Here is a 26,426-nt window from a genome sequence, read left to right as displayed (position 1 = left end):
TAACGAAAAGGGTCATGGGAATGTAAGCCAATCCCATGACCCTTTTTACCTAAATATCTCCCGGCTCATCTGCCATGCGGACGATGCGTGGGGTGAACTTGCCGATCACGTCTACCAGGTCGTGCTGGGCAGTGATGACTTCTTCGATCTGTTTGTACGCCTGAGGCGATTCGTCGATGCCGCCGCCAAGCAGGGTGACGCCGCGCTCTTTGAGGTAATCGTCCCGTTCGCGTTTGCTGATCGAGTTGATGGCAACTCTGCGGCTCATCTTGCGACCGGCTCCATGAGAAGCCGACTCAAGCGACTCGCTCACGCCTCTTCCGCGGACGACGTAGCCTGCGTCTCCCATCGAGCCGGGGATCACGCCGAGAACGCCAGCACCCGCGGGCGTGGCTCCCTTGCGATGGACGATGACTTCGCGCCCGTCGGGAAGTTTCTCACGCCAGGCAAAGTTGTGGTGATTTTCAACCACCGCCACTTCTTTCAGCCCAATGGCTGCCGCCACACGTTTGTGGATGATGTAGTGATTCGCCGAAGCGAAACGCCCCGCCAGTTCCATCGAGAGCCAATATTCCTGACCATCTTCTGAATCCAGCGTTAGCCATGCAAGGTGTTTGACGCTGAGATCAAGATCTGGATGCTTTTCTCTTGCCAACTTGCTAAAGCGATCTGCGATCTTCGCACCAACTCCGCGTGAGCCGCTGTGTGAAAGTAAGGCAAGATACTCGCCGGGTTTTAAGCCAAACATCTCTTCATGCAAACGGAACGAACCCCATTCGACGAAGTGATTGCCTGTGCCGCTGGTGCCGAGCTGATTCATGGCGGTGTCTTTCAGAGTCCGCAGTTGCTTGGTGGCAAGCCATGCTTCATCGTCTAACACCTGATGCTGGGCGCGTTTGCTGCCTTTCCAGGCAGCGCCCATACCGAAGGCAGTTTCGTCCATAAGAGCATTTTCGAACATGCCTTTCTTCTGTCCGATGAGAATCGGCGATACTTCGTATAGCGATAATCGCATGCGGCAGGCAATGTCCACGCCGACAGCGTAAGGGATGACAACATTCTCCGTCGCCAGCACACCGCCGATTGGCAGACCGTAGCCGACATGTGCGTCTGGCATGAGCGCGCCGGTGACGGTCACGGGCAGGCGCATGGCGTTTTCCATCTGCTTGATGGCTTCCGGGTCGATATTGTCCGTGCCCCAGATGGGGAAGGGCAGAGGTGACTCGCGAAGTGTATCTTCGCTTGGTTCGTTGTTCTTATTCTTGCGCAGAATCTCGCGGGCGAGGTTGGAGAGCAAGGTGTCGGCGAGGAAGTTGCCCGGGTTGGTGCGAACAGCCTCGAGCGCGGCAAGAGCCGCGTCGCGTTCCATGCCGGAGGCGATCATTTTGTTTCCAGCTTCTTTGGCAAGACCGATACTTTTTCCGTCTTCCCAGTTGTTGAGTTTCAGGATTTTTCCTGTGATGATGTCCATTTGTAAATCTCCAGCATGTCATCCTGAGCGGAGCGAAGGATCTCTACGATGTTGCGAGAGACTCTTCGGTCGCTATCGCTCCCTCAGAGTGACATGATATTTTATATCGGATCAGGCGGGATGCAGGCTTCATCAAACTTAATTGTCGTAAAAATTTCCGCCTGCAAAACCCAGTTGCCATTTTGTGTCCGCTGCCATTTGGCGGCGTAGACACCTGAGGCGCGGACGAGATTTCCATTTATCGAATACTCGCCTTGCCAGTTGCCGAGTTCTTCGGCGATGCCCCAGGAATCATTGGTGGTGATCTCCCGCGGGGTTCGACGATAGACGGAGGTCGGGTCGTTTTGGAAAAGCTCTGCCCAACGTATTTCTTCCTCGTCGGCTCCGTGGAACTGGTCGCTGCGACCGGTTACCAGATGATAGCTTGCAGCCAGCAACGGGCGGATACGCTTGGCGTCCTTCTCGGCGATGGCGCGGTTGAAGGCTTCGCGTGCGGCGCGGATGAGGTCGGTGGAGGTGGGTTGGGTCATGATGGTTTTCCTTTTGTTTTCACTTCGTCATTGCCTGTACCGTGCGCAGGCACGCGTGCGAGGGCGGTGTTCGTCCGCCCGAAGCAATCTTATAATTATTTCATGGGATTGCTTCGCCACTAAGAGCAAGAGCGTGGCTCGCAATGACGGATTAACTTTCTTCTAATTTCCAAAGCTCACGCATTTCCTGACTCTTTTCGAGGAGTTCATCGAGCGTGCCTTCGGATTCAACTTTGCCGTCTTTAAGGACGATGATATGGTCAGCGCGCCTCAAAAGCGGACGGCGATGGGAGACGACGAGGCAGGTGAGTTCGTTGCCTGATGCAAAGATGCGCTCCCAAAGTTGCTTTTCGGTTTCCACATCCAGCGCGCTGGAGAGGTCATCGAAGACGACCAGTTCTGGTTCGCGGATGAACATGCGGGCGGCGGCGGTGCGCTGGGCTTGCCCGCCAGAGAGTTTGACTCCGCGTGAGCCAACCATCGTTTCGAGGTCATCGTCGAGAATTTCCAAGTCTCTGTCCATGACGGCGAGTTTGGTCGCTTTGTAGATCTCGTCATCGCTTTTGTTCATGCCGAGCAAAATATTATTTCGCAGGGAGTTGCTGAACAAGCGCGGAACTTGCGCGGTGTATGCACAGCGCGGCGGCACGAAAAAGTTGCCAGCGTCCGTGACGACTTGCTCATTCCAGCGGATTTCGCCAGAGTCGGCGGGGAGCAGCCCCAGCAATGTACGCAGTAATGTTGTTTTGCCAGAACCAATGCGACCGGTGATGACTGTCAGCGAGCCGCGTTTGACCTTGAGCGAAATGTCTTCGATGCCGTTGACCGAATTCGGGTAGTGAAAGGTCAGATGGTCAGCGACCAGTTCGCTCAGTCGGTCTGAGGCGGTTTTCGTCGCGTAGGTCACTTCAGGCAGTTCGTGATCCAAATCAATTTTAGAATGTTCGACAAGCGCATCCAGTGGCGCATTCTCCATCAGGTGATACATGCGTTTGACAGAGACATCCATTTGTTTGTAACGCGCCCAGAGTTCGCCGCCGAGTGTGGTGAGGTCGCCCATGCTTTGCAGGAGATAAACGAAGAGCGAGAAATCACCGAGGGTGAAATTGCCTGTGCGCATGGATTGAGCAACCAGCACCAGGATCACGCCCGTGCTGAGCGTGGATGTATTGCGATAAAGCGAGCGAAGGACTTCATCGAACAACTTGTCACGCACAGTTAGCTTGCGGCGTTCTTCGTTGATCTTGTGAAAGTGACTGATGATGTTCTTCTCGGCGGTGGCAATTTTTACGGCTTGCACGGCGCCGAAGAATTCGCCGATGAAACCCGTCACTTTGCCAGCGGATTGACGCGATGCATTGCGATAATGTTCAATGCGCTTGGTGGCGATGTTAGCAACGATGCCGACGATGACCAATGGAATGAGTGCCATGATCGTCACAGACGGACTGATCTGAGCCATCAGGTAAATCGAGTAGAAGATGATGGCAATGCCGACCATCACATCGTTGACGAGAATGACGAAGAGTGGAAGTTCCTGCACGTCATTTTTGAAACGGCTGATGGCTTCCCCTGCGGAGTCAGGGAGTTGTGATGCGCCGGGGCGTTTCAGGATATATGTGAGCAGGTTCTTGCGCAGCAACGTGCCCATGTCTGCAAAGATAGGCACATCGGCATAATAGAAGCCATAACTTGCGAGTATGCGTCCGAGCCAGGTGGCGGCGAGGAAAGCGACCACAGCCCAGATGCCAAAGGTCAATGGTGCGGCGCCTGTTAGATAGTCAAAGAAGGCTTTGATGATGAGGGCAGGTGCGACTTGCCAACAAAAGCGAATGAGCCCGACGCTGAAAAAGTCAACGATCCAAAGCCAGGTGCGAAAGCGGATGAGTTCCAACACAACTTTCCACGCGGGCAGGGCGGGGATGTTGAGGTCGTTTGAGGTGAGGGTGGTTTCGGTCATAGTCAAAAATCCTTAAACACGAAGGGCACAAAGTACACAAAGGGGAAGGTTTGACAAAGGTTTTCCTTAGTGACCTTCGTGTCCTTTGTGGTTAATGCTCTTAAGCCAATACTTCTTCCAAGCCCGTTTGCAGCAATTGATAAAACCTTGCGTTCGGGTTGGCTGCCAGTTCTTTGCGGTCGCCATATTCGAGCACGGAGCCGTTATCGAGGATGAGCACATCGTCGGCGCGGTGCAGGGTGTCGAGTCGATGGGCGATGATGATGGCGGTACGTCCCTTCAGCAGCTTGTCTATCGCGTGTTCGAGTTTCTGCTCGGTGGCAGGGTCAAGGCGGGATGAGGCTTCGTCGAGGATGACCAGACCGGGATTTCGCAGAAAGACTCGCGTGAATGCCAGTAATTGCGCCTCACCCGCGGAGAGCGACCTTGATCCTGTTTCCAGTTCAGTGTCCAGACCGTTGGGCAGGGTTCGGAACCAGTCGCCGAGTTCGAGGTCTTCGAGGGTGGCGATGATCTTGTCATCGGGTATCGAACGGTCGAAGAAGGTCAGGTTCTCGCGGACGGAGGCACGGAAGAGTTGCACATCCTGTGTCACAATGGCGATGTTTTGCCGCAGCGAGTCGAGTTGGATGTTGTGCAAATTTTCGCCATTGACCTTGATACTGCCTTCGTTCACATCATACAGGTTGAAGATCAATCGCCCGAGGGTGGTCTTTCCGCTTCCGGTGCGACCCAGCAACCCTAAAACAGAAGCAGGCTTGAGGTCGAGTGAGAGGCGTTTGATGACCGAGTTGTCACCGTTGCCCCCTTCATCGGGGGTGATATAGGAGAAGGTCACATCCTTGAATTCCAATGCAAGCGGATGCGAGTCAATCACTTTGCCGGTCTCATTCCTATCTTCAGGTTGGAACTGCTTGAACTCGGTCAGGCGTTCGACACAGGCGCCGATGGTTTGGAAACTTTCGATCTCATGTGTCATCGCCCAGAAGGGTTCTTCAAGCAAATTGAGATAATGGACAAAGAGATAAACCGTGCCGATGGTGACGATGCCCGCGGTGAAGAGCCAATATCCGCTGGTGACGGCAAGCAGGGTGCCAGTAGTGAGCGCCAAGCCCATCGCATTTTCGATGATCCAGCGTTTGAAGTGCGCGCGGCGATTGTGCTTGAGGATCTCAGCTTGATGGCGGAAGAGTTCGCGGATGGAGAATCCGACTGCGCCGCTCGAGCGGATGTCTTCGGTGCCTGCCAGTTGTTCTTCGATAAAGCCGTACATCTGACCTTCTGCTTCACGCCTTGCTTTTTGATGTGGCACAGCAATGTCTTTGAGCCTGCCAAGCACGCCAATGGTGATTGCGGAGTAGACCGCGAATGCCAAGCCCACACGCCAATCTTCAATGGCAAGGGTGACGAGGATGCCGACGAGTAGAAGTCCGTTCGCGATGAGGTTGAGCGCAAATTGCGAGAAGAAGGTTGCCAACTCGGTCACGTCGCCGTCGATGCGTTCGATCAACTCGCCGGGTGTGTGGTCGTTGTGGAACTTCATGCCGAGTTTGAGGGCATGTTCCGCGAGCTCAGCGCGCAGGGCGTTGGTGGCGGTCCATGCCACGTTTTCACCGAGATAGGTCACGCCAATGTGGACAACCTGCTGTACCAACGCGATACCGATAAACCCGACGGCTGTCCACATGAGCGTGGAGAGGGCTTCGCCTGCCAGCGCGTCGTCGATAAAGAGGCGCATGATCTGCGGGGCAAGGATGCGTAAGCCGATGCTGCCAAATAACAAGACAGCCAGCAGGATGAATCGTCCGCGTTGAGGGCGGATGTGGTCAGCGAGCAGGTTCCAGTAGGATTTGAATGAGAGGTTCATAGTTGGTTCCAGTTTTGTCCACGAAGGACACGAAGAAACACGAATAAAAATAAAAAAACACGGCGCGGGTGCGCCGTGTTTGTAAAGACACAGGGAATTGAGCCGTAGTTAAACGGTCAATAGGCGCACTTCGGGGTAAGTTGTTATTCGGCTGGCTTTCCTACGCAGAAGATGTAATAGCATTTGAAGTGCGCTCCTTTCTTTGAAATTTAATTACGCTGTCAGTTTACATGAGAGTGGGATGAGTTGTCAAGGCGATTCGAGATTTTCGTCATCCTGACAAACTCAATAATCGGGCTACAATTACCTCGCATGGAGGCTTCATGAAAACCATTTTACGGATGCGTTATTGGCGCATCGTTCTGTTCTTTGCCCGCGTTACGGCGAGCATCATCTTTTGGGATATTTTTCTGCGGCGCATTGGGCTGGGCGCTTGGGTGAAAAATACTCGTCCGCGGCGGCTTCAAAATATCGCCATTCGGTTTCGTGCGTTGGCGATTCGTCTTGGCGGTGTGATGATCAAAGTGGGGCAGTTCCTTTCGGCGCGTTTGGATGTGTTGCCGCCGGAGATCACGGATGAACTTTCTGGATTGCAGGATGAAGTTCCGCCCGTGGACTACGAACCCATTCGCCTCCAAACCGAACTCGAGCTTGGTTCTGCCATCGAAAAAGTTTTTCTTACCTTTGAGAAAGAACCCGTCGCCGCCGCCTCATTGGGGCAAGTCCACCGCGCGAAGCTTCTTCCTAACGAAGCCGAAGCAATGGGATTTGAAAACGTCGTCGTAAAAATCCTGCGCCCGAACATCGAACAGATAGTAGAAGTGGACATGTCCGCAATACGGGTAGTGGGTGGCTGGCTCAAGCGCTATAAACCTGTCAGCGACCGGGCGGATGTCCCTGCTATTGTGGAGGAATTCGCCGCCGTCCTGAACGCGGAACTGGACTATTTGTCAGAGGGGAAAAACGCCGAGACGTTTGCGACCAACTTCAAAGACGATGGAGGCGTTCATGTTCCACGCGTAGTATGGAATCGGTCCACGCGTCGCACGCTGACTTTGGAAGATGTCACTGCAATCAAGATCACAGATTACGATGCCATCACAGCCGCTGGGATCAGTCGCGCCGCGGTGGCAGATCGTTTATTGGCAACCTACTTAAAGCAAATCTTCGAAGATGGGTTTTTCCATGCCGACCCTCATCCCGGCAATTTGTTCGTACTGCCATTGAGTGAAAAAGACGAGGATGGCTTTACCAAATTTCGCCTGACGTTTATCGACTTTGGTATGGTTGGACGCATGCCCGACAAACTGGTAGAAGGTTTGCGCGAGGTGGTCATTGCTGTAGGGCTGCAAGATGCGACAAGATTGATCAGGGCTTATCAAACCCTAGGTGTTTTGTTGCCGAGTGCAAATATAAAATTGTTGGAAGAAGCCAGTGCCCAGGTCTTTGACCGCTTTTGGGGCAAGAGCATGAACGAGCTGCGCAGCATTCAACACAGTGACATGATGAAGTTCGGCTTGCAATTCCGCGAGTTGATGACCTCGATGCCATTTCAGATTCCTGAAAACCTTTTGCTCTTGGGGCGTACCATCGGAATATTGTCCGGCATGTGTACCGGCTTGAACGCTGATTTCAATTTGTGGCTGCAACTTGCACCCTATGCTAAGAAACTTACCGAAGGCGAAGGTGGCTCGGTTTTCGATACGTTTTTGAACGAAGCAGGCGAACTGCTCAAGACCCTGATCGCCATCCCCGGCAGGGCAGAGCGTGTGCTTGGGCGCATCGAACGCGGACAGTTGAATGTGGAAGCGCCGCTGGTCAATTTGCAGATCAGCTATTTGGAACGTTCGGTCAATCGTCTGACGAGTGGAATTGTGTTTTTAGGTCTGTTGATCGCAGGTGCGATCCTGTACGATAGCCACACTTTACTTGGGCAAGGTCTTTTTGGTGGGGCAGGCTTGGTGCTTTTCTATACCGCCTTTCTTGTGCGCGGCAGACGTCCATTTCAGTAGAAAAAAACTCCCAGCCATTTGGCTGGGAGTTTTGCTTTATGAGGATTTTTCTTCTGTCTTTTTGATGGCTGCATCGATCAAGCTGCGGAAGGCGAGAAGCGCTTCTTTGCGGGCAGCGCGGCGGTGTTCTAAAAAGCCGGGCGGGAGGATGGTCTCCATGCTTTTGCGCATCTCAGCACGGGCAGCTTTCATGTGTTCCAACGCCTCGGGCGGAAGTTTGTCTTTCATGGATTTGCGTTTTTCGGTGTTCATGGGTCACTCCTTTATTTACTTTTATTATAGCACCGATGACTTTTACGGACCGGGGGTCATGGGCGGGAATTGACTCATATCCATATTGGGGTCAATATCCATATTTTCAATTCTGACCCAGCAGGGATTATTGAAGTAAGGGTTTCGGATCACGACCCAGCCTGGTTCGGTTCCCATTCCGAGGATGATCACATTCTTTCGCCCTCGTGCATTAAGTTCAATATTGCTGATCAATGTATAAGTATCCCCTGGACCTGTCCAGCAGCCAGTTTGGGCGATCAGCGCTGCTGGCTTTGCCTGTGGTCTGTCGGTGGGTGGTCCAGAAGGCGTATCTGTGAACGCAGGGGTGGGTGTTTCTGTAGGCGGAATGGGGGTAGCGGTAACGGCACCTGCGGTTTGGGTCAACATAACGACTGCCAATTGTGCCGCGGTCGTGCCTACAATATCAACGGTTGGGGTGGCGGCTTGCGGTGCACAGGCTGTAAGCAAGATCAAAACCAAAGCTGCAAGCGCAATATTGCGACTGAAAATTAATCTCATCATTTTCTCCAAAGCCTACACAATTACTTTGTCTTCTTTTCAACCTTCGACCAGGTATCTTTTAAGTTGACCGTCAAATTAAACACAGGCTTTTCGGATGTGGTTTCTTTGTCCACGCAGAAATAGCCGAGACGCTCGAACTGAAAGCGCGAACCGATTTCGGCGGAAGCAAGCGCTGGTTCTACATACCCCGTTAGGATCTCCAATGAGTTCGGGTTCATGCAATTAAGGAAGCCTTCATCACCTTCTTCGGGGTCTTCCTTGGTGAACAGACGGTCATACATACGCACTTCCACTTTTCGAGCGTGCGCCGCAGATACCCAATGGATCGTCGATTTGACCTTGCGTCCATCCTGCGCATCACCACCACGGGTGGTTGGGTCGTATGTGGCATGGACCTCTATAACTTCACCGGCATCATTCTTGACCACATGCGTACATTTGATGAAATATGCATAGCGCAATCGGACTTCATTGCCGGGGAAGAGACGGTAATATTTCGGCGGGGGCGTCTCGCGGAAGTCGTCCTGCTCGATATATAAAACCTTTGAGAATGGAACTTTGCGCGAGCCTGCTTCGGGATCTTCAGGATTGTTTATGGCACTCATCTCTTCAGTGAGGTCATCAGGATAATTGTCGATGATCACTTTGAGTGGACGGATGACAGCCATGCGCCGCAGGGAATGTTTGTTGAGGTCGTCGCGCACACATTCTTCGAGCAGTGCTACATCGCTGACGCTGTAATTCTTTGCCACGCCCACACGGCGGATGAACTCCAGAATTGCCTCGGCGGAATATCCGCGGCGACGCATGGCACGCAGAGTCGGCATGCGCGGGTCATCCCAGCCCTTCACCAGGTTTTCTTCAACGAGGCGGCGTAACTTGCGCTTGCTCATCACAGTGTAATTGATGTTCAAGCGTGCAAATTCGATCTGGCGCGGCTTGAACACGCCAAGTTGATCCAGAAACCATTCATACAATGGACGGTGATTTTCATATTCCAACGAACACAAAGAATGCGTAATGCCTTCCATTGAGTCGTTCTGCCCATGAGACCAATCGTACATGGGATAGATCTTCCATGCATCCCCGGTGCGATGGTGCGGCGGTGTTTTGATAATGCGATACATGGCAGGATCACGCATATTGATGTTCGGATGTGCCATGTCGATCTTGGCGCGTAAAATTCGCGAACCTTCCGGAAATTCACCGTTCTTCATGCGTTCGAGTAGGTCCAAATTCTCTTCCACCGAACGATCACGGAAGGGTGAATTTTTCCCTGGCTGGGTTAATGTGCCGCGGTTGGCGCTTACTTCTTCGGGAGTCTGGTCATCCACATACGCCAGACCTTTTTTGACCAACTGCACCGCCCAGTCGTATAACAGACCGAAATAATCAGAGGCGTACGTTACCTTTACCCATTCAATGCCAAGCCAGCGTGCATCCTCTTCAATGGCTTGCACAAATTCAGTCTCTTCCTTGGCAGGGTTGGTATCATCAAAACGCAAAACCAACTCACCGCCATTTTCTTTGGCAATGAGATAATCGATCATGAACGCCTTGACGTGCCCAATGTGAAGATACCCATTTGGTTCTGGAGGCAGGCGCGTCCGGATGCTTTTGAAGCGTCCGTTCTTCAGGTCTTCTGCAACAGCTTCGCGGATAAAATCAGTGGGCTTGGTTGTTTCTTCGGAACTCATTCTATGACTTAACCTTCGTGATGGATTTATGCGGATAAGCAAGGTCCGCTTCGTTCTTGACTCGAATCTGATACTGCTTTCAGGAACTTTTTTCCACTGGAATGCGTTTCAGATGGAAAGCGTTCTCAATTATAACTGCTTTATAATACCTTTCTCTGGAGGAAACTATGACCGAATCCAAGCAAACTGGCACTCATTTTTCAGGTACCTACTTCGATAAAGACACCGTATTTCGGCTTGTACGCTTTATAAAAGTCGCCTCTTGGATTGTGGCTGGCGTATATATCTATCAGTTAGTCTTAAATTTGGGCGTTTTTATTTTGCAATTCATCCGCCACCTGATTTATGTCGGTGGTCCCACCGACCTGATGATGCAGATTCTGTGGCAGATTCAGCCAAGCCTGGCAGGGTTGATATTTTTTACCGCTTTGCAGGCTTTTGCTCAAGGGCTTCTGATTCTGCTCGATATTGAAGATAACACTCGCCGCTCTGCTCGTGGGAAATAGGGCTTGCTCTCTGCCGATGGGCGTGATAAAATACCGCCCGCTGGAAAAATGGAAATACATTGGGGATTGGTGAAATGGCATCACGTCGCGCTCTGGACGCGAAATTTGAGGTTCGAATCCTTGATCCCCAGCTAAAAAGACTCCCTTTTAGGGAGTCTTTTTTTCTTTCTGCGATGGAAATTAATGATTTGAATTTAGAAATTCATTCAAATCGAGCCGTTTGAAAAGCCGTTCACGCACTTCGCTGGGGAGCGGGTTTCCTTCAGCGGGTATCTGCACAAGGTCAATGGTGCGGCGCGTGGTATTGAGAACAACCCGGCAATTTTCACAGCCTTCGAGGTGTTTTTCGATCTCAGTGCAAAGATCAGATGGCAACTCGCCGTCAATGTACTCTGACAGGGAGCCTAAAAGAGCCTGACAATTTTCGTGTGAGTGAGAAGTCATTGCAAATCCTTTCTCTGAACCCGTTCTACATAATAAGATGATAATTGTTCACGTAATGCCATGCGGGCGCGCAATAAGCGGGTTTTAACATTGGCTTCGGTAAGGTTCATAATTTCGGCAGTTTCCCTGATAGAGAGGTCTTCCACGTCTCGCAAGATGAAAACGATTCGCAGCGGCTCCGGTAACTTGCTGACTGCTGCCTCAATGGCATGCTGGCTTTCGCTGGAAAGTAATTCTTTTTCCGGCAGAATGCTCCAATCTACAAAGGTTTCTGGCAGGGAAACCTCTTCACTGTCCTCAGTTTGCATGTCCTCAAGGTTTATATTCGATTTCCGACGGCGAATGAGCATTAACGCCTCATTTGTCGCAATGCGATACAGCCAGGTGGATATGCTTGAGCGTCCTTCGAAGGAGGCGAGATGGGTCAACGCGTTCAAAAAGGTATTTTGTAATATATCTTCGGCGTCTTGGGGGGTTCCAAGCATTTTCAAGCCCAGACGGTAGATCGGTGCTGAAAATTGATCCACAAGTCGTGCGAATTCTGCCCGGTCGCCTGCCCGTAAAGCTTCAATGGAGAGTTCTGGTGTTAGTGATTCAATCATTTGATGCGCTCAGGTTCAAAAAGATACAGCTCGAGTATACATCACAGATGAGTAGACTTGTAACTTTATTACGGCTTGTGCATCCAAAATATTGAACCTGAAACTGATTGGAGACCCCATGGAAAAATTGTTAAATGAACAAGTTGTCGGGCAGCTCAAGCAGGCTTTTGCCGATCTGACCAACCCTGTCCAGATCCTCTTTTTTGGATCAAAAGAGGGTTGTGATTATTGCGGTGAAACCCAGCAGTTGTTGACCGAGATCAGCATGGTCGACGCACGCGTCAACCTTTCTGTTCATGACCTGAAAGAGGATGCCGCTCTGGCTTCCCAATATCGTGTCGATAAAGTCCCTGCGATCGTGATCGCCTCAAAGAATGGCGGGCAGATCGTGGATCTGGGCGTGCAGTTTGCGGGAATTCCCGCGGGGTATGAATTTAGTACCTTGATCACGGACATCATATACGCTTCAAAGCAAGCGACGGGATTGGGTGCTGCCACACGTGAATTTTTGAAAACCCTGACGCAACCCCTGCACTTGCAGGTATTCGTAACCCCTACCTGACCACATTGTCCGCGAGCCGTGTTGCTCGCACATCAAATGGCAATGGAAAATCCGTCCATGATCCGCGCAGAAGCGGTTGACGCAATGGAATTCCCGGAATTGTCCGATCAGTTCCATGTACAGGGAGTGCCTCAAACCGTTATTGATTCTGGGAAAGCCGTATTTGTTGGGGCATACCCTGAGGCGCAAATGCTGGCTGAAATCAAACGTGCTTTGCAAAGTTGAGGTTGGTGCAAGATGAAAAAACACCAAAAATACCGCAAGCAGAGACAGAGTAATTCCATTTTGCCGTTTATCATTGGCGGTGGACTGATCCTCCTCGGTCTTGCTTTGATCGGCGTTCTTCAAAAACCCGCAGATGCATCTGCGGCTGACAGTGTTGCTAATTCTGTTGTGCCTGTTAAAGTTGACTTTCCCGCTCCCGCTCTTGTGTTGGAGAATGTCAGAGGCGGCACAGAGTCGTTGACAGATTTTGGCGGTCAGGTCGTTTTGGTGAACAATTGGGCGACTTGGTGTCCGCCTTGTAAGGCAGAGATGCCATCCCTGCAGAAATATTACCAATCGCATCATGAGCAAGGATTTACCATCGTTGCGGTCAACGCTGGCGACACTAAATCTAAAGTGGACCAATTCGTTTCTGATTATTCACTCACTTTTAACGTATGGCTTGACCCAAACGGTGCAGCACTTGATGCTTTCAAGAATGGGAGCCTGCCAAGTTCCTATGTATTAGACCGCTCCGGTATTGTTCGCTATGCCTGGACGGGTGAGATCAGTTACGAAATGCTGGAGAAATATATAACTCCTGTCATACAAGAAACCAACTGAGATAGCCTGTAAATGCAAACCAGCCAAAAGTTACACTTTTGGCTGGTTTTTTTATTTAATTCAAGCGTAAGATTACTTTGGCAGATGCCCGCCAGCTTCGGCTTGATCTAATACTTCGAGGATCGTCTTAACGAGTTCGCGGGCGGCTTGCTCGCTTAATTCCACAGCGACACGGGCACCCACACCCTGGGCTTCGTTCACGAAATCAATGTTGAGGGCATGTTCGTATGGTGCGTCAAATGGATGGTCGTAAGAGATATTTGCCTGATTTAATTTGAACCAGCCATTTACACCCTTACCGCTTCCCTCGATTTTTACTTTTTCAACGATCATGGTACACATGGTAAATCTCCTTGTTATGAAAGGTGCTTTTCCAGAAAAGCAAATACTTTTTGCCAGCCGTCCATTGCCTGTTCCTGGCGATAGGCTGCACGGTCGTAATAGAAAAAGCCGTGACCAGCGCCATCATAGCGATGGAATTCGTAATTTTTGCCATGTTTCTTTAGTTCAGCTTCATGTTGATTGACTTGTTCTGGGGTGGGGCTGGAGTCGTCGTTGCCAAATAGACCCAAGATGGGGCAAGACAGGTTGCGGGTCAGATCAAGAGGCGAGACGGGTGTTTTAGGACTTAATTGATCAGGGGTCATCACAACACGCCCGCCCCAGCAATCCACGATCGCATCATAACCGGGGGTGTTGCAAGCGGCTATGTAGGAATGCCTTCCGCCCGAGCATGTTCCAAATGCGCCAACTTTGCCGTTTGAATATGGCAGGGAACGGACGTACTGCATTGCGCCCGCGAGATCACCGACCACTTGGGTATCTGAAACGCCGCCGTCCGCGCGGACTCTTGCTGCAACATCTTCCGGGGTACCATGGCCGGTGCGAAAATATAAATTAGGAGAAATGGTAATGTACCCATGATGTGCAAATTTCAGTGTCACTTCCCGGTACCATTGATCCCACCCGGGCATGTGGTGTGCAAGAACCATTGCCGGATAAGGACCCGCACCCAATGGACGGGCAAAATAGGCGTTGATCGTGTCTCCATTTGCGCCGGTCATGGTGACGGTTTCTGCGAGCAGACCTTCGTACATATCCGTTTGATACATAACTCACTCCTCGTTTATGAATAAGATGAGCCGAGTATAGCATGATGACAAATTTCCATGGAATTTGTGACCTCCATCCATGACGAAACCCCTGCATGAAGGCGATAATAAGGTGAGCCATATGATTTTATAAAGGATACCCTTATGTCGTTTCGGCAGTTAAGCGAGAGTACGGAAATGTACCTGAAAGCGATGGCGGAACTGGGCGACCGTGATGTTTCGATTGCACGGCTCGCAGAACGGTTGGGGGTAACGAACGTTTCAGCCAATGAAATGATGCGTCGTCTGGGGGAGCAAGGATTGGTGTCACATACACCGTATAAAGGTGTAACCTTGACTAAAAAAGGGCGTGAAGTGGCTTCGAATGTCATTCGCCGTCAGCGCTTGTGGGAGGTGTTTTTATACGAACATCTGCACCTTGAGTGGTCAAAGGTCTACGAATTGGCCTGTTCGCTTGAGCATGCTACAGCGCCTGAGGTGACTGAAGCGCTGGCTAAATTTCTTGGTCATCCGCAGGTGAACCCGCGCGGAAACCCGATACCTGATGAAGATGGGCTATTTGTGGCTATGGATGGGTTGATGTTGCGCGAGGTTGAGATTGGCAGGTCGGTGACGATTTTAGCGATTGACGCAACTGAAACAGATGTGCTTAGGTATTTATATGAGCGAAATATCTTGCCGGGTCAAAAAATAAAAATATTGGAAGCTGCGCCGCTGGAAGGTCCGTTGACATTATTAGTCGGCGGAAAAGAAATTGCACTTGGGCTTTCACTTGCTGAGCTTGTGTTCGTGAAATGAAAAAAGAAGGAATCCATGAATGAATTGATCCAATTGCACCTGCTTCGTCCTGGTCAGCAGGCTACCATTGCAAAAATCAACGGGAACGGTGCATTGCGCAGGCGGTTTGTAGAAATGGGCATCGTCAAGGGCGAAACGATCCTGATCGAACGAAGCGCACCTTTAGGTGACCCTGTAGAATATTTTATTAAGGGGTATCACCTTGCTTTGCGAAAAGAAGAAGCCGCTTTTATAGAAGTCTCTTTGTTGGAGGGCGAAAATGCCTGACCTGACGATCGCGCTGGCGGGGAATCCCAATGCTGGCAAGACCACGATCTTTAACCTATTAACTGGTTTGCATCAGCATACTGGGAATTGGCCCGGAAAAACAGTTGAAAAAAAAGAAGGGGAGATTGAGCATGAAGGCAAAACGATCAACGTTGTTGACCTGCCCGGCACTTACAGTTTAACTGCTTATTCACCTGAAGAGATCATTGCGCGTGACTATATCATTGAAGAGCGCCCGGATGTTGTCATCAATGTAGTGGATACGACCAACCTTGAGCGTAATTTGTACCTGACGGTTCAGATTCTCGAACTGGATGTGCCGGTTATTCTTGCTCTTAATATGACCGATGATTTACAAAAGACCGGAGCGACAGTTAATGTCGATCAGCTTTCGCAACTGCTGGGGAATATTCCTGTCGTGCAGACGGCAGCGAATAAAGGCAGTGGCATAAAGAATCTCGTGAAGATGGCGGTGGATGCGGCACGAAAGAGAGAGCTGGCATGAGTCTGGCGCCCACTTTATTTAAACTTGATTACGGCGGCAAGATCGAACGAGAGATCGAAAAACTTACTACTCTGTTCGATGAAGTCGAATTTGATACAGGGCGCTATCCCCGGCGTTGGTTGGCGCTAAAGCTGCTTGAAGCTGACGCGGATATTCTTGCCCGAGTCCAATCTATGACAAAAGGGGAGTTGATCATTGAACGTGCAAAGCGGGGAGCAGAGCATGTCCAGTCGATGCTTGGGGATGATTTTGACCTGCTCACGGCTGACCGACGCTATGGATTTATTAATGGCATTGTCCGTCAAACCCTTCACCGTCCGCGCCTCGACCGGATCACCCTCACAGACCGCATTGATGATATTGTGACGCACAAATGGTTTGGTTTGCCCGTCTTTTTTGCGGTGATGTATATTGTTTTTCGACTCGTTATTGATGTATCTTCACCGTTCTTGGATTGGACTGATGCAGTCATTAACGGTCCCATTGCTAATTGGCTGCGCTTCATTCTGGACCTTGTGCCTCTTCCAGCGTGGATACATTCTCTTATCATTGACGGAATCGTCGCCGGGGTTGGAGGCGTGCTGGTCTTTGTCCCCGGGCTGTTGATCCTTTATTTCTTTCTTGCCTTGTTGGAAGATTCGGGATATATGTCTCGCGCAGCTTTTGTGATGGATCGATTCATGCGTGTAGTGGGCTTGCACGGAAAATCGTTCATTCCGATGATCTTGGGGTTTGGCTGTGCGGTACCTGCCATTTATGCCACACGAACCATTGCCAGTCACCGTGACCGTTTGTTGACGGCATTGTTGGTTCCACTGATGTCCTGCTCTGCGAGATTGCCTGTGTACGTGGTTTTTGGGCTGGCTTTTTTTGGCGCTCGCGCAGGGACGGTCATTTGGGCAATGTATGCACTTGGCATTCTTGTTGCCATGCTTGCAGGCATGGTCTTCACCCGTACCATCCTTAAACCAGATGCGACTTCGGCGTTCGTGCTGGAGTTGCCGCCATATCGTCGACCAGCTCTAAAGAGTGTCCTTATTCATATGTGGGAGAACACCAGAGAATTTGTTCGCAAGGCAGGCACAATGATCCTGTATGCCTCGGTTGTGATGTGGGTGTTGTTAAACCTTCCCTGGGGAGTTGTGGATCAGCGCGATTCGTATTTTGGCAGGGTTAGCGGTGCTATTTCGCCGATCTTTGCTCCGCTTGGGTTTGATAATTGGGAAACCGGCGGCGCGCTCGTTTCCGGGTTTATGGCAAAGGAGATCGTGGTTAGTACTATGAGTCAGATCTACCTTGGCGGCGAAAAAACTGCACAAGTCGTTGAACCTGTCGATTTGGGAGAAGATCTGATCGGCATTGTGCAAGGATTTTGGGATGCGTGTGTGAGTTCGGGGAAGATCCTTATCAGCATCATCCCTGGTGTAAACCTTGTGAATGATGGATTAACAAGCGAAGATACGGCTCTAAGCCTTGCATTGCGCGAGAATTTTTCACCATTGAGTGCTGTTGCTTTGCTTGTATTTGTTTTGCTGTATGTGCCTTGTGTGGCAACCCTTGGTGCGATCAAACATGAATTTGGAACATCCTGGGCGGTGACATCTGCGGTATATCAGACCGTCGTCGCCTGGTTGGTCGCCTTTGTGGTTTATCAGGGCGGGCATGTTCTGGGATTCGGTTGATCGATCATGCTGACACAGTTGGTTGAACTACTGGCAGGTAAAGAGAATGGCTTAAGCCTATCGGAGATCAGCCGCGAGATGAAAGCGCAACCTTCGGCGGTTCTTGCCATGCTCGACCTGCTTGTTAAGAAGGGAAAGTTGATCGAGATCGGACCCGACGGCAAATGTTGTACCGATTGCGGACTGGAATCTGAGTGCAATTTGCTTGCAGCGCGCGGAAAACGCTATGTGGTAAGTCAGTCATTAAAGTAATTAGAAGGCACCAACTAGCCCTTGAAAAGATTTAATGTATGTCCCGTCAACCCAAAGAATCGTTGTAGTTCCGTTTTTGAAAAGACAAGAGTCGCTGTATTGACGAGTGGATGCGCAAGGAAGCGTTCATTTTTCCAGATATCATCATCCACCCAGAGTTCTACGGTGTGTTCTGTGTCGTTTGCCAGCCCCATCATCGTGACCGAGCCGCGCGTTACACCCAGCAGACGCATAAGATTGTCTTCGGAGCCGAAACGTAAGTGAGTGACGCCCAACTGCTCTGCCAGTTCTTCGAGTTTTACCGTTTTTTCGCAAGCAGTCACAACCAGAAAGAAGCGGCGCCCCTTTTTGTCGCAGAGGAAAAGATTTTTGGTGCTGATCGCTTCCATACCAGTGTGATGCGCTTCGGCTTCGGAGCAGGTGAAAACAGCCGGGTGTTCCAGCCGTTGTGGAGTAAATCCGTTTGCGTGAAGAAATTCAAGGAATGTAGTTTCAGTTGTGAACATAGGGTGTCCTTTGTAAAAACTACCCAATGATATTACAACTTGCAAGGTTTGACCGCCAGAGTTTGCAGATATAATTCATAATGCTATTCCAAGTGTAATCTTGGATAAGGGAGTTTTTATGTTCGATTCTTCGGATAAGGAGTATTTGGTGACTTTATTTGAGCACGCGCCAATTTCTTTATGGGAACAGGATTTTAGTCAGATCAAAAGGCTTTTTGATGAATTGCGTGAGGCGGGAGTCAAATCGCTGGATGCTCATCTTCTAATGCACCCAGAATTCATTGATCATTGCATGGGGCAGATACGGGTTCTGGAGGTTAATCACAAAACACTTTCCTTGCTGAAGGCAAATTCAAAGGAGCAGTTGCTTGCTAATTTGGACAAGGTACTTCGAGATGGCATGCGGCATCATTTTCGTGACGAACTGCGGGCGCTTTGGAATGGTGAACTTAGTTGGTCGGGGGAGGGGGTCAATTACACTTTGGATGGAGAGCCGTTGGATATTCTCCTGGATTGGCGCATTCTGCCGGAGTTTGAAAAAACCTGGGAAAAGGTTCTGGTCACTTTTCAAGATATTTCTGCCCGCAAGCAAGCGGAGCGGCGCTTGTATAATTTATTTGAAGCTTCTCCGATCTCTTTGTGGGAGGAAGACTACAGCGCTATTAAGGACTTCTTTAATTTACTTCGTAGTCAGGGGGTGACGGATCTGCAATCTTATTTGAATGAACACCCTGATACCGTAAAGCATTGTACAAAATTGATCAAGGTTCTGAATGTCAACCGCCGCACGCTGGATTTATTTGGTGCGGCTTCGAAGGAGCATTTACTCTCGAATTTGGATCAGATATTTCGTGATGAGATGGAGCATCATTTTGCTAAAGAGTTGATCGACCTTTGGAATGGTGTTTTGATGTATGAGCGCGAAGGCGTAAATTACTCCTTGAGTGGTGATCCGATCAATATTCTATTGAACTTTAGGATCATGCCAGGACATGATAATGACTTTGGTTGGGCGATGGTTTCCATTCAGGATATTACAGCGCGTAAAAAAGCGGAGGAATATCTTCATTACCTGGGGACGCATGATGTAATGACTGGGTTGTTTAATCGTGGTTTTTTTGAAGAGACCATTCAGCGGTTGGAATTCAGCCGAAAGGACCCCGTCAGCATTATTATTCTCGATCTCAATTACCTCAAAAAAACAAACGATGAACTTGGGCATCAAGCGGGCGATAAATTGATCCGACGTGCCGCCGAGGTGCTGACTACGGCATTCAATAATGGGCAGATTGCAGCACGGATCGGCGGCGATGAGTTTGCTGTCATCCTCCCGCGTACTGATGAAACCGAGGCGGCTGATTACCTGAAGCAAATCCAGGCGTTAATTGATATAAATAACAAATATTACCGCGACCCAATCTTGAGCGTTTCTTTGGGAACTGCGACCGGGCAGCCGGGGATGAATATGGAAAAGATAATCCAGCTTGCGGATAATGCAATGTATAACAGCAAGGCAGAGCATCACCGTCGGCGTAGAGATGATTGATGGATTAATCGGAAACATAAAAGCGGCAGCCCCTCAGGTCTGCCGCTTTTATGTTTTGCAAGATGGAATTAGTTTCCGCTGAACAGCGCATAAACTCCAAATACAATGATGATCGCGCCGGAGATGCGATTGATCCAAGCCATGTGAGATTGAGTTAGGCGATCTCGCAGGATCCCAACAATGAAGCTCAAGGTTAGCCACCAAGTTGCAGAGCCAGCAAAAACGCCTGCCACCATGATCAATGGTGACCCGGTATTTTTTCCCAGCATGGTCCCGGCGAATATGGCGGCGAATGAAAGGATGGTCATTGGGTTGGTGATGGTCAGGAAGAATGTAGAGGTGTACATACTAAATAATCCGCTTTGGGCTGCCTGCGCTGGTTTATCGGAAGGCTTTTCCAGGAATGTTTTTATTCCCAAATACAGCAAGAATATCCCGCCGATGATCCGCAGCCAAAAAGCATTGTCAACCAGTAATCCTGTCACAGCAGTCAGCCCGAAAGCGGCGATCGCTCCGTAGACCATATCTGCACTGGCAGCCCCCAAGCCGGAAATGAAACCCGCGGCTCTGCCATTCGCCAGCGTGCGGCGGATACAAAGTACGCCAATCGGTCCAACCGGGGCAGCGATGGAAATACCAATGATAAAAGCACGTAGAAAAAGCATGAAATCACCTGCATGAAACGCGATATGCGTCCAAGTCCAAATTTTTATGCAAAACGTTGAAATTCATTCGATTTGCCTGCTCGCAGAAATCCTGCGGAGAAGAATCGTATTCTATTACAAAAACGGGTTTGCCTGCCTCGATGAAAGGCAGCAGCAGGTCGCACTCGTGAAACGAATAGCATTCTTCGTTTAAGATCCAGTCAAAGTAAGAGACCAGCTCTTTTATTTGACCAAGATCGTTTTTCAGCCCGATCATTAGTCCGCGTGCATGGGCTGCATTTGAAAGAAAAATGTTGAATGCGATCTGGTCTTCGAATGTAAGTGGAAACCCGGTTTCATTCTCGTAGCCATTCACATTGTCCGGGTCTACGCCATTACAGCCTTTGGCGACAGCCATATCAAGACGTTTTTCCATGATGGGTTGGAGTACGGCGATTTGCCGAATATCAAGCCAGGTTTCGCCTTCCCAGCCTTCCATGGATTTTCCTAAAGTTGAAATTGGAAAATCATCTGCGTCGGGTCTCCAGTCTTCATGCGAACCGGCGCTGAAGTAACACATGACAAATATTCCTTGCTCTGTAAGTTGAGCTATTTCCTCTTTAGAAATATCAAAGAGGTCTATATTGTACATTTCAACACCTAATGAAAAGTCCATATCGCCGGAATATTGGATCTGCCAGGACATTTCCAGTGGAAGGGATGCTGGGTTTTCATTTATTTGATAGGGTGTGATCGGTATTTCAACCGGTGTTGTTTTTGAAGATGGTGATTGTTTTGTTTTTTCTGGTGGGTTCGAGCAAGAAATAAGAAGGGCTGCAATGAGAACGAGAATGCTCTTTTTCATCTGCCACTCCATTGATATAAAAAGACAGCCATCAATTTGATGGCTGTCTTTGAGAGAGTTTTACGCGTTGGCGCTGCGTCCGAACCAAGTGGTCCATTCGCGCTTTTCCCACAGTACGAGAATGGGAGCCGCTACAAAAATCGAGGAGTAGGTTCCGCTCAAAAGACCGACGAGCAGGATGATGGCGAATTCGCGCAGGGTAATACCACCAAACATCGCAAGCGCAAGGAGCAGGAACTCAACGGTCATCAACTGGGTGTTGATGGAGCGCTGTAAAGTTTGAACAATGGAGTGGTTGACGAGGGTTTCGTATTCCACACGGCGTAAGATGTTCGCATTTTCGCGGATACGGTCGAACACCACAATGGTGTCCTGCATGGAAAAGCCGATTACGGTCAGTAAGGCGGTTAGGAAGAGTGAGTCCACTTCCCAGCCGAAGAAATATGTGCCGATACCGGTAATACTGATAATGATGGCGATGTCATGGATCATTGCCAGGATGGCGCACACGCCATAGCGGAACGCATTCTCTACTTTGCGGAACGACCAGATGATGAACAACACCACCAAAAGCGAGGATACGGTTACCGCGATTGCAGCACGTTGGGTAACCTGTTTGCCGATGCTTGGACCCACACTGTCGAATTTGATGACGGTCACATCACCGCCAGAGGCAGCCTTCATTGAAGACAAGACTACATCTCGGGCTTCGTTCGTCAAGAAAGAAGAGCGGATGATCAGAGAGCCAGTTTCAGTCGTTGTAACTTGCGCATCGCCGATCTGGGCATCATCATAAATTGATAGGATATTCGCCGTATCAAGGGTTTTGCCGTCTGCAAAGGAAACTTCCAAAAGTGTCCCACCGGTGAAGTCAATGGAAAGGGGGACTCCCTTGATGCCGAGCAGCACGAGCCCTGGCACGATCAAGATCAGGGAGAGTGCAAAAAAGTAATATCGTTTACCAAGAATATTCATGTTTTTGTCCTTGCAGCTTTTCTTTACAGACCGAACCAGGTTTCGAGATTTTTAGGTTTGAAGGAATTGATGAGCAACGCCAGGATCGTGCGGGTGATGTAGATCGCTGTGAAGAGTGAGATGATGACACCGAGGGCGAGGGTGAGCGAGAAGCCCTTTACAATGGTCGCGCCAAAGGAGGATCCGAACCAGAATAGAATGACTGCCGTAATGATCGCTGAAAGGTTGGAATCGCGGATGGAAGACCAGGCGCGCGTCCAGCCAAGATCAAGAGCCTGTACAATGTTGCGCCCATTACGAAGTTCTTCCTTGATGCGCTCAAAGATCAGGATGTTCGCATCAAGAGCAGAACCAGTACTGAGCAGGAAGCCAGCGATACCGGGCAGAGTAAGCGTAAAGTGGAACCACTTGAAGATGGCGAAGGAGATCAACGCATAGGTCAAAATGGAAATCACTGCTGCCAAGCCGGGCATCCGGTAATAAATGATCATGAACAGCGCCACGATTGCCATACCGATTAAGCCTGCTTTTACGCTTTTATCAAGAGAGTCGGCGCCGAGGGTCGGACCAATGATACGGGTTTCCACAACTTTCAAGGGAACCGGCAGGGAGCCGTAGCGCAGTTGAACGGCAAAGGCATTTGCAGAATCAGCGGTGAAATTACCACTGATCGAGCCCTGACCGCCAGTGATCGGCTCGCGAATGACTGGAGCGGAGATCACCTGTTTGTCGAGGAGGATCGTCAGAAACTTGCCGGAATTCTTCCCAGTGTGGTCGGCAAATATCTTGGTGCCTTCTGAGGTCAGCGTAAAGCTGATCTGATAGCTGCCGCCAATGCTATCGGGTGCAACAGTTACAGCAGAGAGTTCTCCACCGGTCATAATGGTGTGATATACAATTTCATCCGGATTTGAAGATGTAATAGGTTCACCGGTGGGGCTGTAATCGGTAACGAGGACAGAGCCTTCTTCGGGGCTGAAGTCGCCAGTATCAACAAACTCGAGCAAGCCAGTCTGTTGGATGATGGCAAGCACAGATTCGGTGTCTTCCAAACCTGGAAATTCGCCTACAATGCGGCGATCTCCGGCGATCTGGATGACGTTTTCGTTCACGCCCAAGGCATCTGTACGCTGCTGCACGATGTCGCGTGCAAGGTTAAGGGATTCCGGATCGATCTGCTGATCTTCAGGAATATCCGCTTCAAGCAGGACTTGTAAGCCGCCTTGCAGGTCGAGCCCAAGGCGCGGCTCGACGTTTTGTGAGAAAAGGGTTTCATCGTTGACCGGATTGATAAGCTTGATCTCGGGAGTCAGGTCGATCCATAAGGCGAGAGCAAGGATTACTACGATCAGGATGATGCGATTGGTTAAGTTACGTATCATGCGGGAAATATCTCCATCCACGAAAATGCCAGCCTGTGGCTGGCGCGGACGACATTATACTCCCGATATTTGATTTTTGGAGGAAGGGAATCGCCTCCAGCTTGGGAGATGCCTGAGTTGAAACCCCAGGCTGGAACTACGCTGGAAGCGCAGAAAGGCTTGGCGGAGGATTTAACTTTTCAAGTAGGTTAAAGCCTGGGCGAGGACACCTTCTTGATTGAGTGTGTTTGTATCGATAATAAGGTTGGCGTGCTCTCGGGCATGCGTCAGACGGCGTAATTGTTCTTCGTGATCGCGGGGTAGCCAGTTTAGTTTGCGACGGTGGGTGGAGTTTTCATAGGAACATTCCAGATAAATGAGAATATCCGGTTTGGCAATGACCTGCCACATATGTTTTGCAAAGGAATGTTCCTGGGCGATGTGCCGGCAGGAATAGCCGTGTTTTTCCAGCCCGGCGATAAGCGTGGATTTCCCGGATCCGCATGGACCAACAACGCCGATCACAAGTGGTGTCGCAGGGTCATTGTCCATTATCGTGAAAGATTTGGTTCAACTGGTGAGGTCCGCCAAGGATGGCGATAACATCACCGGGTTTGATCTCGGTCTTATCGGTAGGGTGCATTTCTGAATTCCCGTTCTTGCGGTGAAGAACAATGTTTAGGTGATATGTGTCTTCGATGAAACCAATGGTCTTGTTGGCAAAAGGTGCTTTCTTGGAGATTGTCAGGCGGGCGAGGCTGAGCAATTGCCCTTCGACCGAGATCGGATTGGTGACATCCACACCGGCGGCGGCGGCGGCAAAGACGGGTGCCGCCATTTCGGTGGCACTCAATGCAATGAAGGAGAACTGTTCCTGAAGCGCGTGAGCAAAGTCGTCATCGAAGATGCGGATCACAACCTGAATGCTTGGATTGAGTGAGCGGGCTTTTAGTGCGATCTGCAAATTCATCGAGTCGTTCTGGCTTGCCATGATGATCGTGCGCGCTTTCTTAATATTAGCAGCTTCAAGAATGGAAGGTCGTGTGGCATCATCATGAATGACCGGGACGCCCATGTTCTTTACGGCATTAACTGTGTCTGCTTCGGCGTTGAATTCAATGACGGCTAATGGTTCACCCATTTCGTGAAGTTTGAGCGCTACCCGGTATCCGAGATGACCAAGTCCGACGAGGATAATGTGGTCTTGCATAGTAGATGCGACAGCCATTTCCCATTCCTTATTACGTGATTTTCTGTTAAAGAACAGACTGCCAAAGTCAGCTAGTCCTTGCGCCAACACGCTCAGTCCAATGACGGGCATGAGAAAATGAAATATTTGCAAGAGGATGTGGTGTGGAAAGTCGCGGTTGGCTGGCTGTAGAAATGTTGCGATCAAGACAATGTAGATCGATTCAACAAGACTATAGACCGGCTCGTTTAACCGCTGTGACAAATAGTGATAAAGAGCCCCGCCGCCGATCACTGCAAAAGAGAACCAGAAAATCGGTTTACGGAATTCGCGCAACAGAATGACTGTATCACGAATTCCCGCTTGAATATGGCGCCAGCGATGTTTATCGATGAAGGAGATTTTTTTATGCATTGATTGGTAGTCTAACTGCCATGCGCCGGACTTCATCCCCAGCACGCGCTGAGACGCGTAATACTAGTACACTAATGTCGTCTGCCGGACGGTTATCGTCGAGGCGAACTGCCTGGGCAAGCAGAGCGTCGGCGAGCTCTTGTGGACTGGGGTCCTGGTCTTCCAGGACAGATCGCAGAGTATGGCGGACATCCATTGGGGTGCCGCGCCGTTCTCCGGCATGGCTAATGCCATCTGAGAAAATGACAATGGTCAAACCCGATTCGATCGTTAATTCGGTGATGATCGGGCGCACATTGCGCGAAGTTCCGAGGGAGATACTTTCTTCAGTATGTGCTTCGATCACTTCGTCTCTACAAATGAACACGGTGGCGGGGTTGTTGCGAGTCAGCACAATGGTTTTGCTGTGCAGGTCTACAGAAGCTATGTTTAAGGTACAAGTGACCTTGCCAGCCCGTTCGGTAAAGAGGGCGTCTGAGGCGGCGCGGGCAGCAGCTCCATCGCGTACTCCTTCGGCGATCAGGCTGATCACCTTGCGTACTACCATCATGGAAACGGCTTTGGCGCCTCGTCCGCTGGTTTGTCCGTCGGCTAGTACTACGGAAAGTCCACCCGTGGGGCGTTCAATGACCTCAAGCGTATCCCCGCTTTCGGAAACCGCGTATTTGTTGACTTTTGCGACTGCGATCTGGATTTCCATACTCAGGATTTTACATCGGATTCGCCTTGACGTCACTGCCTCCCGCATATATAATCAGCGGGCTTCATAATAAAACCAATCCAGACGGGCATTTGCCCGTCTGATGTATGTATAAAGGAGAACGTTTCATGACCCCACATCCAAAGCGCAAACATTCAAAAGGACGCCGTGACCGCCGCCGCTCTCAGGACGCCCTGAGCACCGCGAATTTGGTCGCCTGCTCCAATTGCGGTAACAAGCGCCTGCCGCATCTCGTCTGCCCGAACTGCGGCTACTTCAAAGGACGTGAAGTTGTTCAGGTCAAAAAAGAAAAAAAATCAGCTGAATAATCACAAC

Annotated in this window: 30 protein-coding genes, 1 tRNA gene and 1 pseudogene; 13 read left to right on the top strand and 19 right to left on the bottom strand. The window is 50.2% G+C overall.

The window, feature by feature from the left end; translation table 11 throughout:
• Positions 1–49: 49 nt before the first annotated feature.
• The 4 genes from IPG80_RS16370 to IPG80_RS16355 form a co-directional block, all read right to left on the bottom strand.
• On the bottom strand, positions 50–1,471 hold the full coding sequence (locus IPG80_RS16370) for an RtcB family protein (protein ID WP_345108950.1): 1,422 nt from the start codon (positions 1,469–1,471) through the stop codon (positions 50–52).
• A gap of 101 nt (positions 1,472–1,572) precedes the next feature.
• A complete protein-coding gene (locus tag IPG80_RS16365; RefSeq protein ID WP_345108947.1) occupies positions 1,573–2,001 on the bottom strand; it encodes a nuclear transport factor 2 family protein in 429 nt (142 codons plus the stop codon).
• Between the two features lie 151 nt (positions 2,002–2,152).
• Positions 2,153–3,961, bottom strand: coding sequence for an ABC transporter ATP-binding protein (locus tag IPG80_RS16360; RefSeq protein ID WP_345108944.1), 1,809 nt, complete (start codon positions 3,959–3,961; stop codon positions 2,153–2,155).
• Positions 3,962–4,061: 100 nt separating this feature from the next.
• Positions 4,062–5,828: an ABC transporter ATP-binding protein gene (locus tag IPG80_RS16355; RefSeq protein ID WP_345108938.1), complete on the bottom strand. Its 1,767-nt coding sequence runs from the start codon at positions 5,826–5,828 to the stop codon at positions 4,062–4,064.
• A 323-nt stretch (positions 5,829–6,151) separates the two neighbouring features.
• Between IPG80_RS16355 and IPG80_RS16350 the strand changes: the two genes are divergently transcribed.
• Entirely contained in the window at positions 6,152–7,840 is a 1,689-nt protein-coding gene (locus tag IPG80_RS16350) for an AarF/UbiB family protein (RefSeq protein ID WP_345108935.1), read from the top strand.
• 36 nt (positions 7,841–7,876) lie between these two features.
• Here IPG80_RS16350 and IPG80_RS16345 read toward each other — a convergent pair whose 3' ends face one another.
• Genes IPG80_RS16345 through IPG80_RS16335 form a run of 3 tightly spaced genes read right to left on the bottom strand, consistent with a single transcriptional unit; the run spans position 7,877 to position 10,332 of the window.
• Positions 7,877–8,092 carry a hypothetical protein gene (locus tag IPG80_RS16345; protein ID WP_345108932.1) on the bottom strand — a complete coding sequence of 72 codons (216 nt, stop codon included), beginning with the start codon at positions 8,090–8,092 and terminating at the stop codon, positions 7,877–7,879.
• 42 nt (positions 8,093–8,134) lie between these two features.
• Positions 8,135–8,635, bottom strand: coding sequence for a hypothetical protein (locus IPG80_RS16340; protein ID WP_345108929.1), 501 nt, complete (start codon positions 8,633–8,635; stop codon positions 8,135–8,137).
• Between the two features lie 20 nt (positions 8,636–8,655).
• The gene (locus IPG80_RS16335) at positions 8,656–10,332 is read right to left on the bottom strand and encodes a glutamine--tRNA ligase/YqeY domain fusion protein (protein WP_345108926.1); all 1,677 of its coding nucleotides are present in this window, start codon (positions 10,330–10,332) and stop codon (positions 8,656–8,658) included.
• A 167-nt stretch (positions 10,333–10,499) separates the two neighbouring features.
• Between IPG80_RS16335 and IPG80_RS16330 the strand changes: the two genes are divergently transcribed.
• Together IPG80_RS16330 and IPG80_RS16325 are read left to right on the top strand one after the other, a co-directional pair.
• Positions 10,500–10,838 carry a hypothetical protein gene (locus tag IPG80_RS16330; RefSeq protein WP_345108923.1) on the top strand — a complete coding sequence of 113 codons (339 nt, stop codon included), beginning with the start codon at positions 10,500–10,502 and terminating at the stop codon, positions 10,836–10,838.
• 60 nt (positions 10,839–10,898) lie between these two features.
• A tRNA-Gln gene (locus tag IPG80_RS16325) sits at positions 10,899–10,969 on the top strand.
• Positions 10,970–11,018: 49 nt separating this feature from the next.
• On the opposite strand, the gene IPG80_RS16320 is transcribed toward IPG80_RS16325, so the two are convergent.
• Positions 11,019–11,282 (bottom strand): zf-HC2 domain-containing protein, encoded by a 264-nt coding sequence (locus IPG80_RS16320; RefSeq protein WP_345108920.1) that lies wholly within the window; start codon positions 11,280–11,282, stop codon positions 11,019–11,021.
• Positions 11,279–11,884, bottom strand: a complete 606-nt coding sequence (locus IPG80_RS16315; RefSeq protein WP_345108916.1) for a sigma-70 family RNA polymerase sigma factor — start codon at positions 11,882–11,884, stop codon at positions 11,279–11,281. Before IPG80_RS16315 ends, IPG80_RS16320 begins: the two co-directional genes overlap by 4 nt.
• Positions 11,885–12,002: 118 nt before the next feature.
• Between IPG80_RS16315 and IPG80_RS16310 the strand changes: the two genes are divergently transcribed.
• The 3 genes and pseudogenes from IPG80_RS16310 (at position 12,003) to IPG80_RS16300 (ending at position 13,274) form a co-directional block, all read left to right on the top strand.
• Positions 12,003–12,446 (top strand): hypothetical protein, encoded by a 444-nt coding sequence (locus tag IPG80_RS16310; RefSeq protein ID WP_345108914.1) that lies wholly within the window; start codon positions 12,003–12,005, stop codon positions 12,444–12,446.
• A 12-nt stretch (positions 12,447–12,458) separates the two neighbouring features.
• Positions 12,459–12,671, top strand: a pseudogene (locus IPG80_RS16305) (thioredoxin family protein); the annotation flags it as partial.
• A gap of 12 nt (positions 12,672–12,683) precedes the next feature.
• Complete coding sequence (locus tag IPG80_RS16300; protein ID WP_345108911.1) at positions 12,684–13,274, top strand: TlpA disulfide reductase family protein; 591 nt, start codon at positions 12,684–12,686, stop codon at positions 13,272–13,274.
• A 72-nt stretch (positions 13,275–13,346) separates the two neighbouring features.
• Here IPG80_RS16300 and IPG80_RS16295 read toward each other — a convergent pair whose 3' ends face one another.
• Together IPG80_RS16295 and IPG80_RS16290 are read right to left on the bottom strand one after the other, a co-directional pair.
• Positions 13,347–13,616 carry a DUF6295 family protein gene (locus IPG80_RS16295; protein WP_345108908.1) on the bottom strand — a complete coding sequence of 90 codons (270 nt, stop codon included), beginning with the start codon at positions 13,614–13,616 and terminating at the stop codon, positions 13,347–13,349.
• A gap of 14 nt (positions 13,617–13,630) precedes the next feature.
• Entirely contained in the window at positions 13,631–14,386 is a 756-nt protein-coding gene (locus tag IPG80_RS16290) for a dienelactone hydrolase family protein (RefSeq protein WP_345108905.1), read from the bottom strand.
• A 144-nt stretch (positions 14,387–14,530) separates the two neighbouring features.
• Between IPG80_RS16290 and IPG80_RS16285 the strand changes: the two genes are divergently transcribed.
• From IPG80_RS16285 to IPG80_RS16265, 5 genes are read left to right on the top strand one after another with little or no spacing between them, the layout of a single operon-like run.
• Entirely contained in the window at positions 14,531–15,184 is a 654-nt protein-coding gene (locus IPG80_RS16285; RefSeq protein ID WP_345108902.1) for a metal-dependent transcriptional regulator, read from the top strand.
• 15 nt (positions 15,185–15,199) lie between these two features.
• A complete protein-coding gene (locus IPG80_RS16280; RefSeq protein WP_345108899.1) occupies positions 15,200–15,451 on the top strand; it encodes a FeoA family protein in 252 nt (83 codons plus the stop codon).
• The gene (locus IPG80_RS16275) at positions 15,444–15,956 is read left to right on the top strand and encodes a FeoB small GTPase domain-containing protein (protein ID WP_345108896.1); all 513 of its coding nucleotides are present in this window, start codon (positions 15,444–15,446) and stop codon (positions 15,954–15,956) included. Before IPG80_RS16280 ends, IPG80_RS16275 begins: the two co-directional genes overlap by 8 nt.
• Positions 15,953–17,638, top strand: a complete 1,686-nt coding sequence (gene feoB, locus IPG80_RS16270; RefSeq protein WP_345108893.1) for a ferrous iron transport protein B — start codon at positions 15,953–15,955, stop codon at positions 17,636–17,638. The genes IPG80_RS16275 and feoB overlap by 4 nt, the downstream gene beginning before the upstream one ends.
• A 6-nt stretch (positions 17,639–17,644) precedes the next feature.
• Positions 17,645–17,890: a FeoC-like transcriptional regulator gene (locus tag IPG80_RS16265; protein WP_345108890.1), complete on the top strand. Its 246-nt coding sequence runs from the start codon at positions 17,645–17,647 to the stop codon at positions 17,888–17,890.
• A 14-nt stretch (positions 17,891–17,904) separates the two neighbouring features.
• Here the strand turns inward: IPG80_RS16265 and IPG80_RS16260 are convergent, their stop codons facing one another.
• Complete coding sequence (locus IPG80_RS16260; protein ID WP_345108885.1) at positions 17,905–18,396, bottom strand: prolyl-tRNA synthetase associated domain-containing protein; 492 nt, start codon at positions 18,394–18,396, stop codon at positions 17,905–17,907.
• A gap of 118 nt (positions 18,397–18,514) precedes the next feature.
• On the opposite strand from IPG80_RS16260, the gene IPG80_RS16255 reads away from it, so the two are divergent.
• Positions 18,515–19,942: a sensor domain-containing diguanylate cyclase gene (locus tag IPG80_RS16255; protein WP_345108882.1), complete on the top strand. Its 1,428-nt coding sequence runs from the start codon at positions 18,515–18,517 to the stop codon at positions 19,940–19,942.
• A gap of 68 nt (positions 19,943–20,010) precedes the next feature.
• On the opposite strand, the gene IPG80_RS16250 is transcribed toward IPG80_RS16255, so the two are convergent.
• The 7 genes from IPG80_RS16250 to IPG80_RS16220 all read right to left on the bottom strand — a co-directional run bounded on the left by IPG80_RS16250 (position 20,011) and on the right by IPG80_RS16220 (position 26,090).
• On the bottom strand, positions 20,011–20,607 hold the full coding sequence (locus IPG80_RS16250; protein WP_345108879.1) for a LysE family transporter: 597 nt from the start codon (positions 20,605–20,607) through the stop codon (positions 20,011–20,013).
• A gap of 4 nt (positions 20,608–20,611) precedes the next feature.
• Positions 20,612–21,451 (bottom strand): endo alpha-1,4 polygalactosaminidase, encoded by an 840-nt coding sequence (locus IPG80_RS16245; protein WP_345108876.1) that lies wholly within the window; start codon positions 21,449–21,451, stop codon positions 20,612–20,614.
• 60 nt (positions 21,452–21,511) lie between these two features.
• A complete protein-coding gene (gene secF, locus IPG80_RS16240; RefSeq protein ID WP_345108873.1) occupies positions 21,512–22,426 on the bottom strand; it encodes a protein translocase subunit SecF in 915 nt (304 codons plus the stop codon).
• A gap of 23 nt (positions 22,427–22,449) precedes the next feature.
• On the bottom strand, positions 22,450–23,808 hold the full coding sequence (secD, locus tag IPG80_RS16235; RefSeq protein ID WP_345108871.1) for a protein translocase subunit SecD: 1,359 nt from the start codon (positions 23,806–23,808) through the stop codon (positions 22,450–22,452).
• A gap of 171 nt (positions 23,809–23,979) precedes the next feature.
• Positions 23,980–24,339, bottom strand: coding sequence for a hypothetical protein (locus IPG80_RS16230; protein WP_345108869.1), 360 nt, complete (start codon positions 24,337–24,339; stop codon positions 23,980–23,982).
• Positions 24,329–25,390 carry an NAD-binding protein gene (locus tag IPG80_RS16225; RefSeq protein WP_345108866.1) on the bottom strand — a complete coding sequence of 354 codons (1,062 nt, stop codon included), beginning with the start codon at positions 25,388–25,390 and terminating at the stop codon, positions 24,329–24,331. The genes IPG80_RS16230 and IPG80_RS16225 overlap by 11 nt, the downstream gene beginning before the upstream one ends.
• Positions 25,383–26,090: a SpoIIE family protein phosphatase gene (locus IPG80_RS16220; protein ID WP_345108863.1), complete on the bottom strand. Its 708-nt coding sequence runs from the start codon at positions 26,088–26,090 to the stop codon at positions 25,383–25,385. The genes IPG80_RS16225 and IPG80_RS16220 overlap by 8 nt, the downstream gene beginning before the upstream one ends.
• A 128-nt stretch (positions 26,091–26,218) precedes the next feature.
• Here IPG80_RS16220 and rpmF point away from each other — a divergent pair, with 128 nt between their 5' ends.
• A complete protein-coding gene (gene rpmF / locus IPG80_RS16215; RefSeq protein WP_345108862.1) occupies positions 26,219–26,419 on the top strand; it encodes a 50S ribosomal protein L32 in 201 nt (66 codons plus the stop codon).
• Positions 26,420–26,426 lie beyond the last annotated feature (7 nt).

This window comes from Candidatus Villigracilis vicinus, from assembly GCF_016702885.1.
Taxonomy (GTDB): domain Bacteria; phylum Chloroflexota; class Anaerolineae; order Anaerolineales; family Villigracilaceae; genus Villigracilis; species Villigracilis vicinus.
This window is presented reverse-complemented; position numbering and strand designations above follow the sequence as displayed.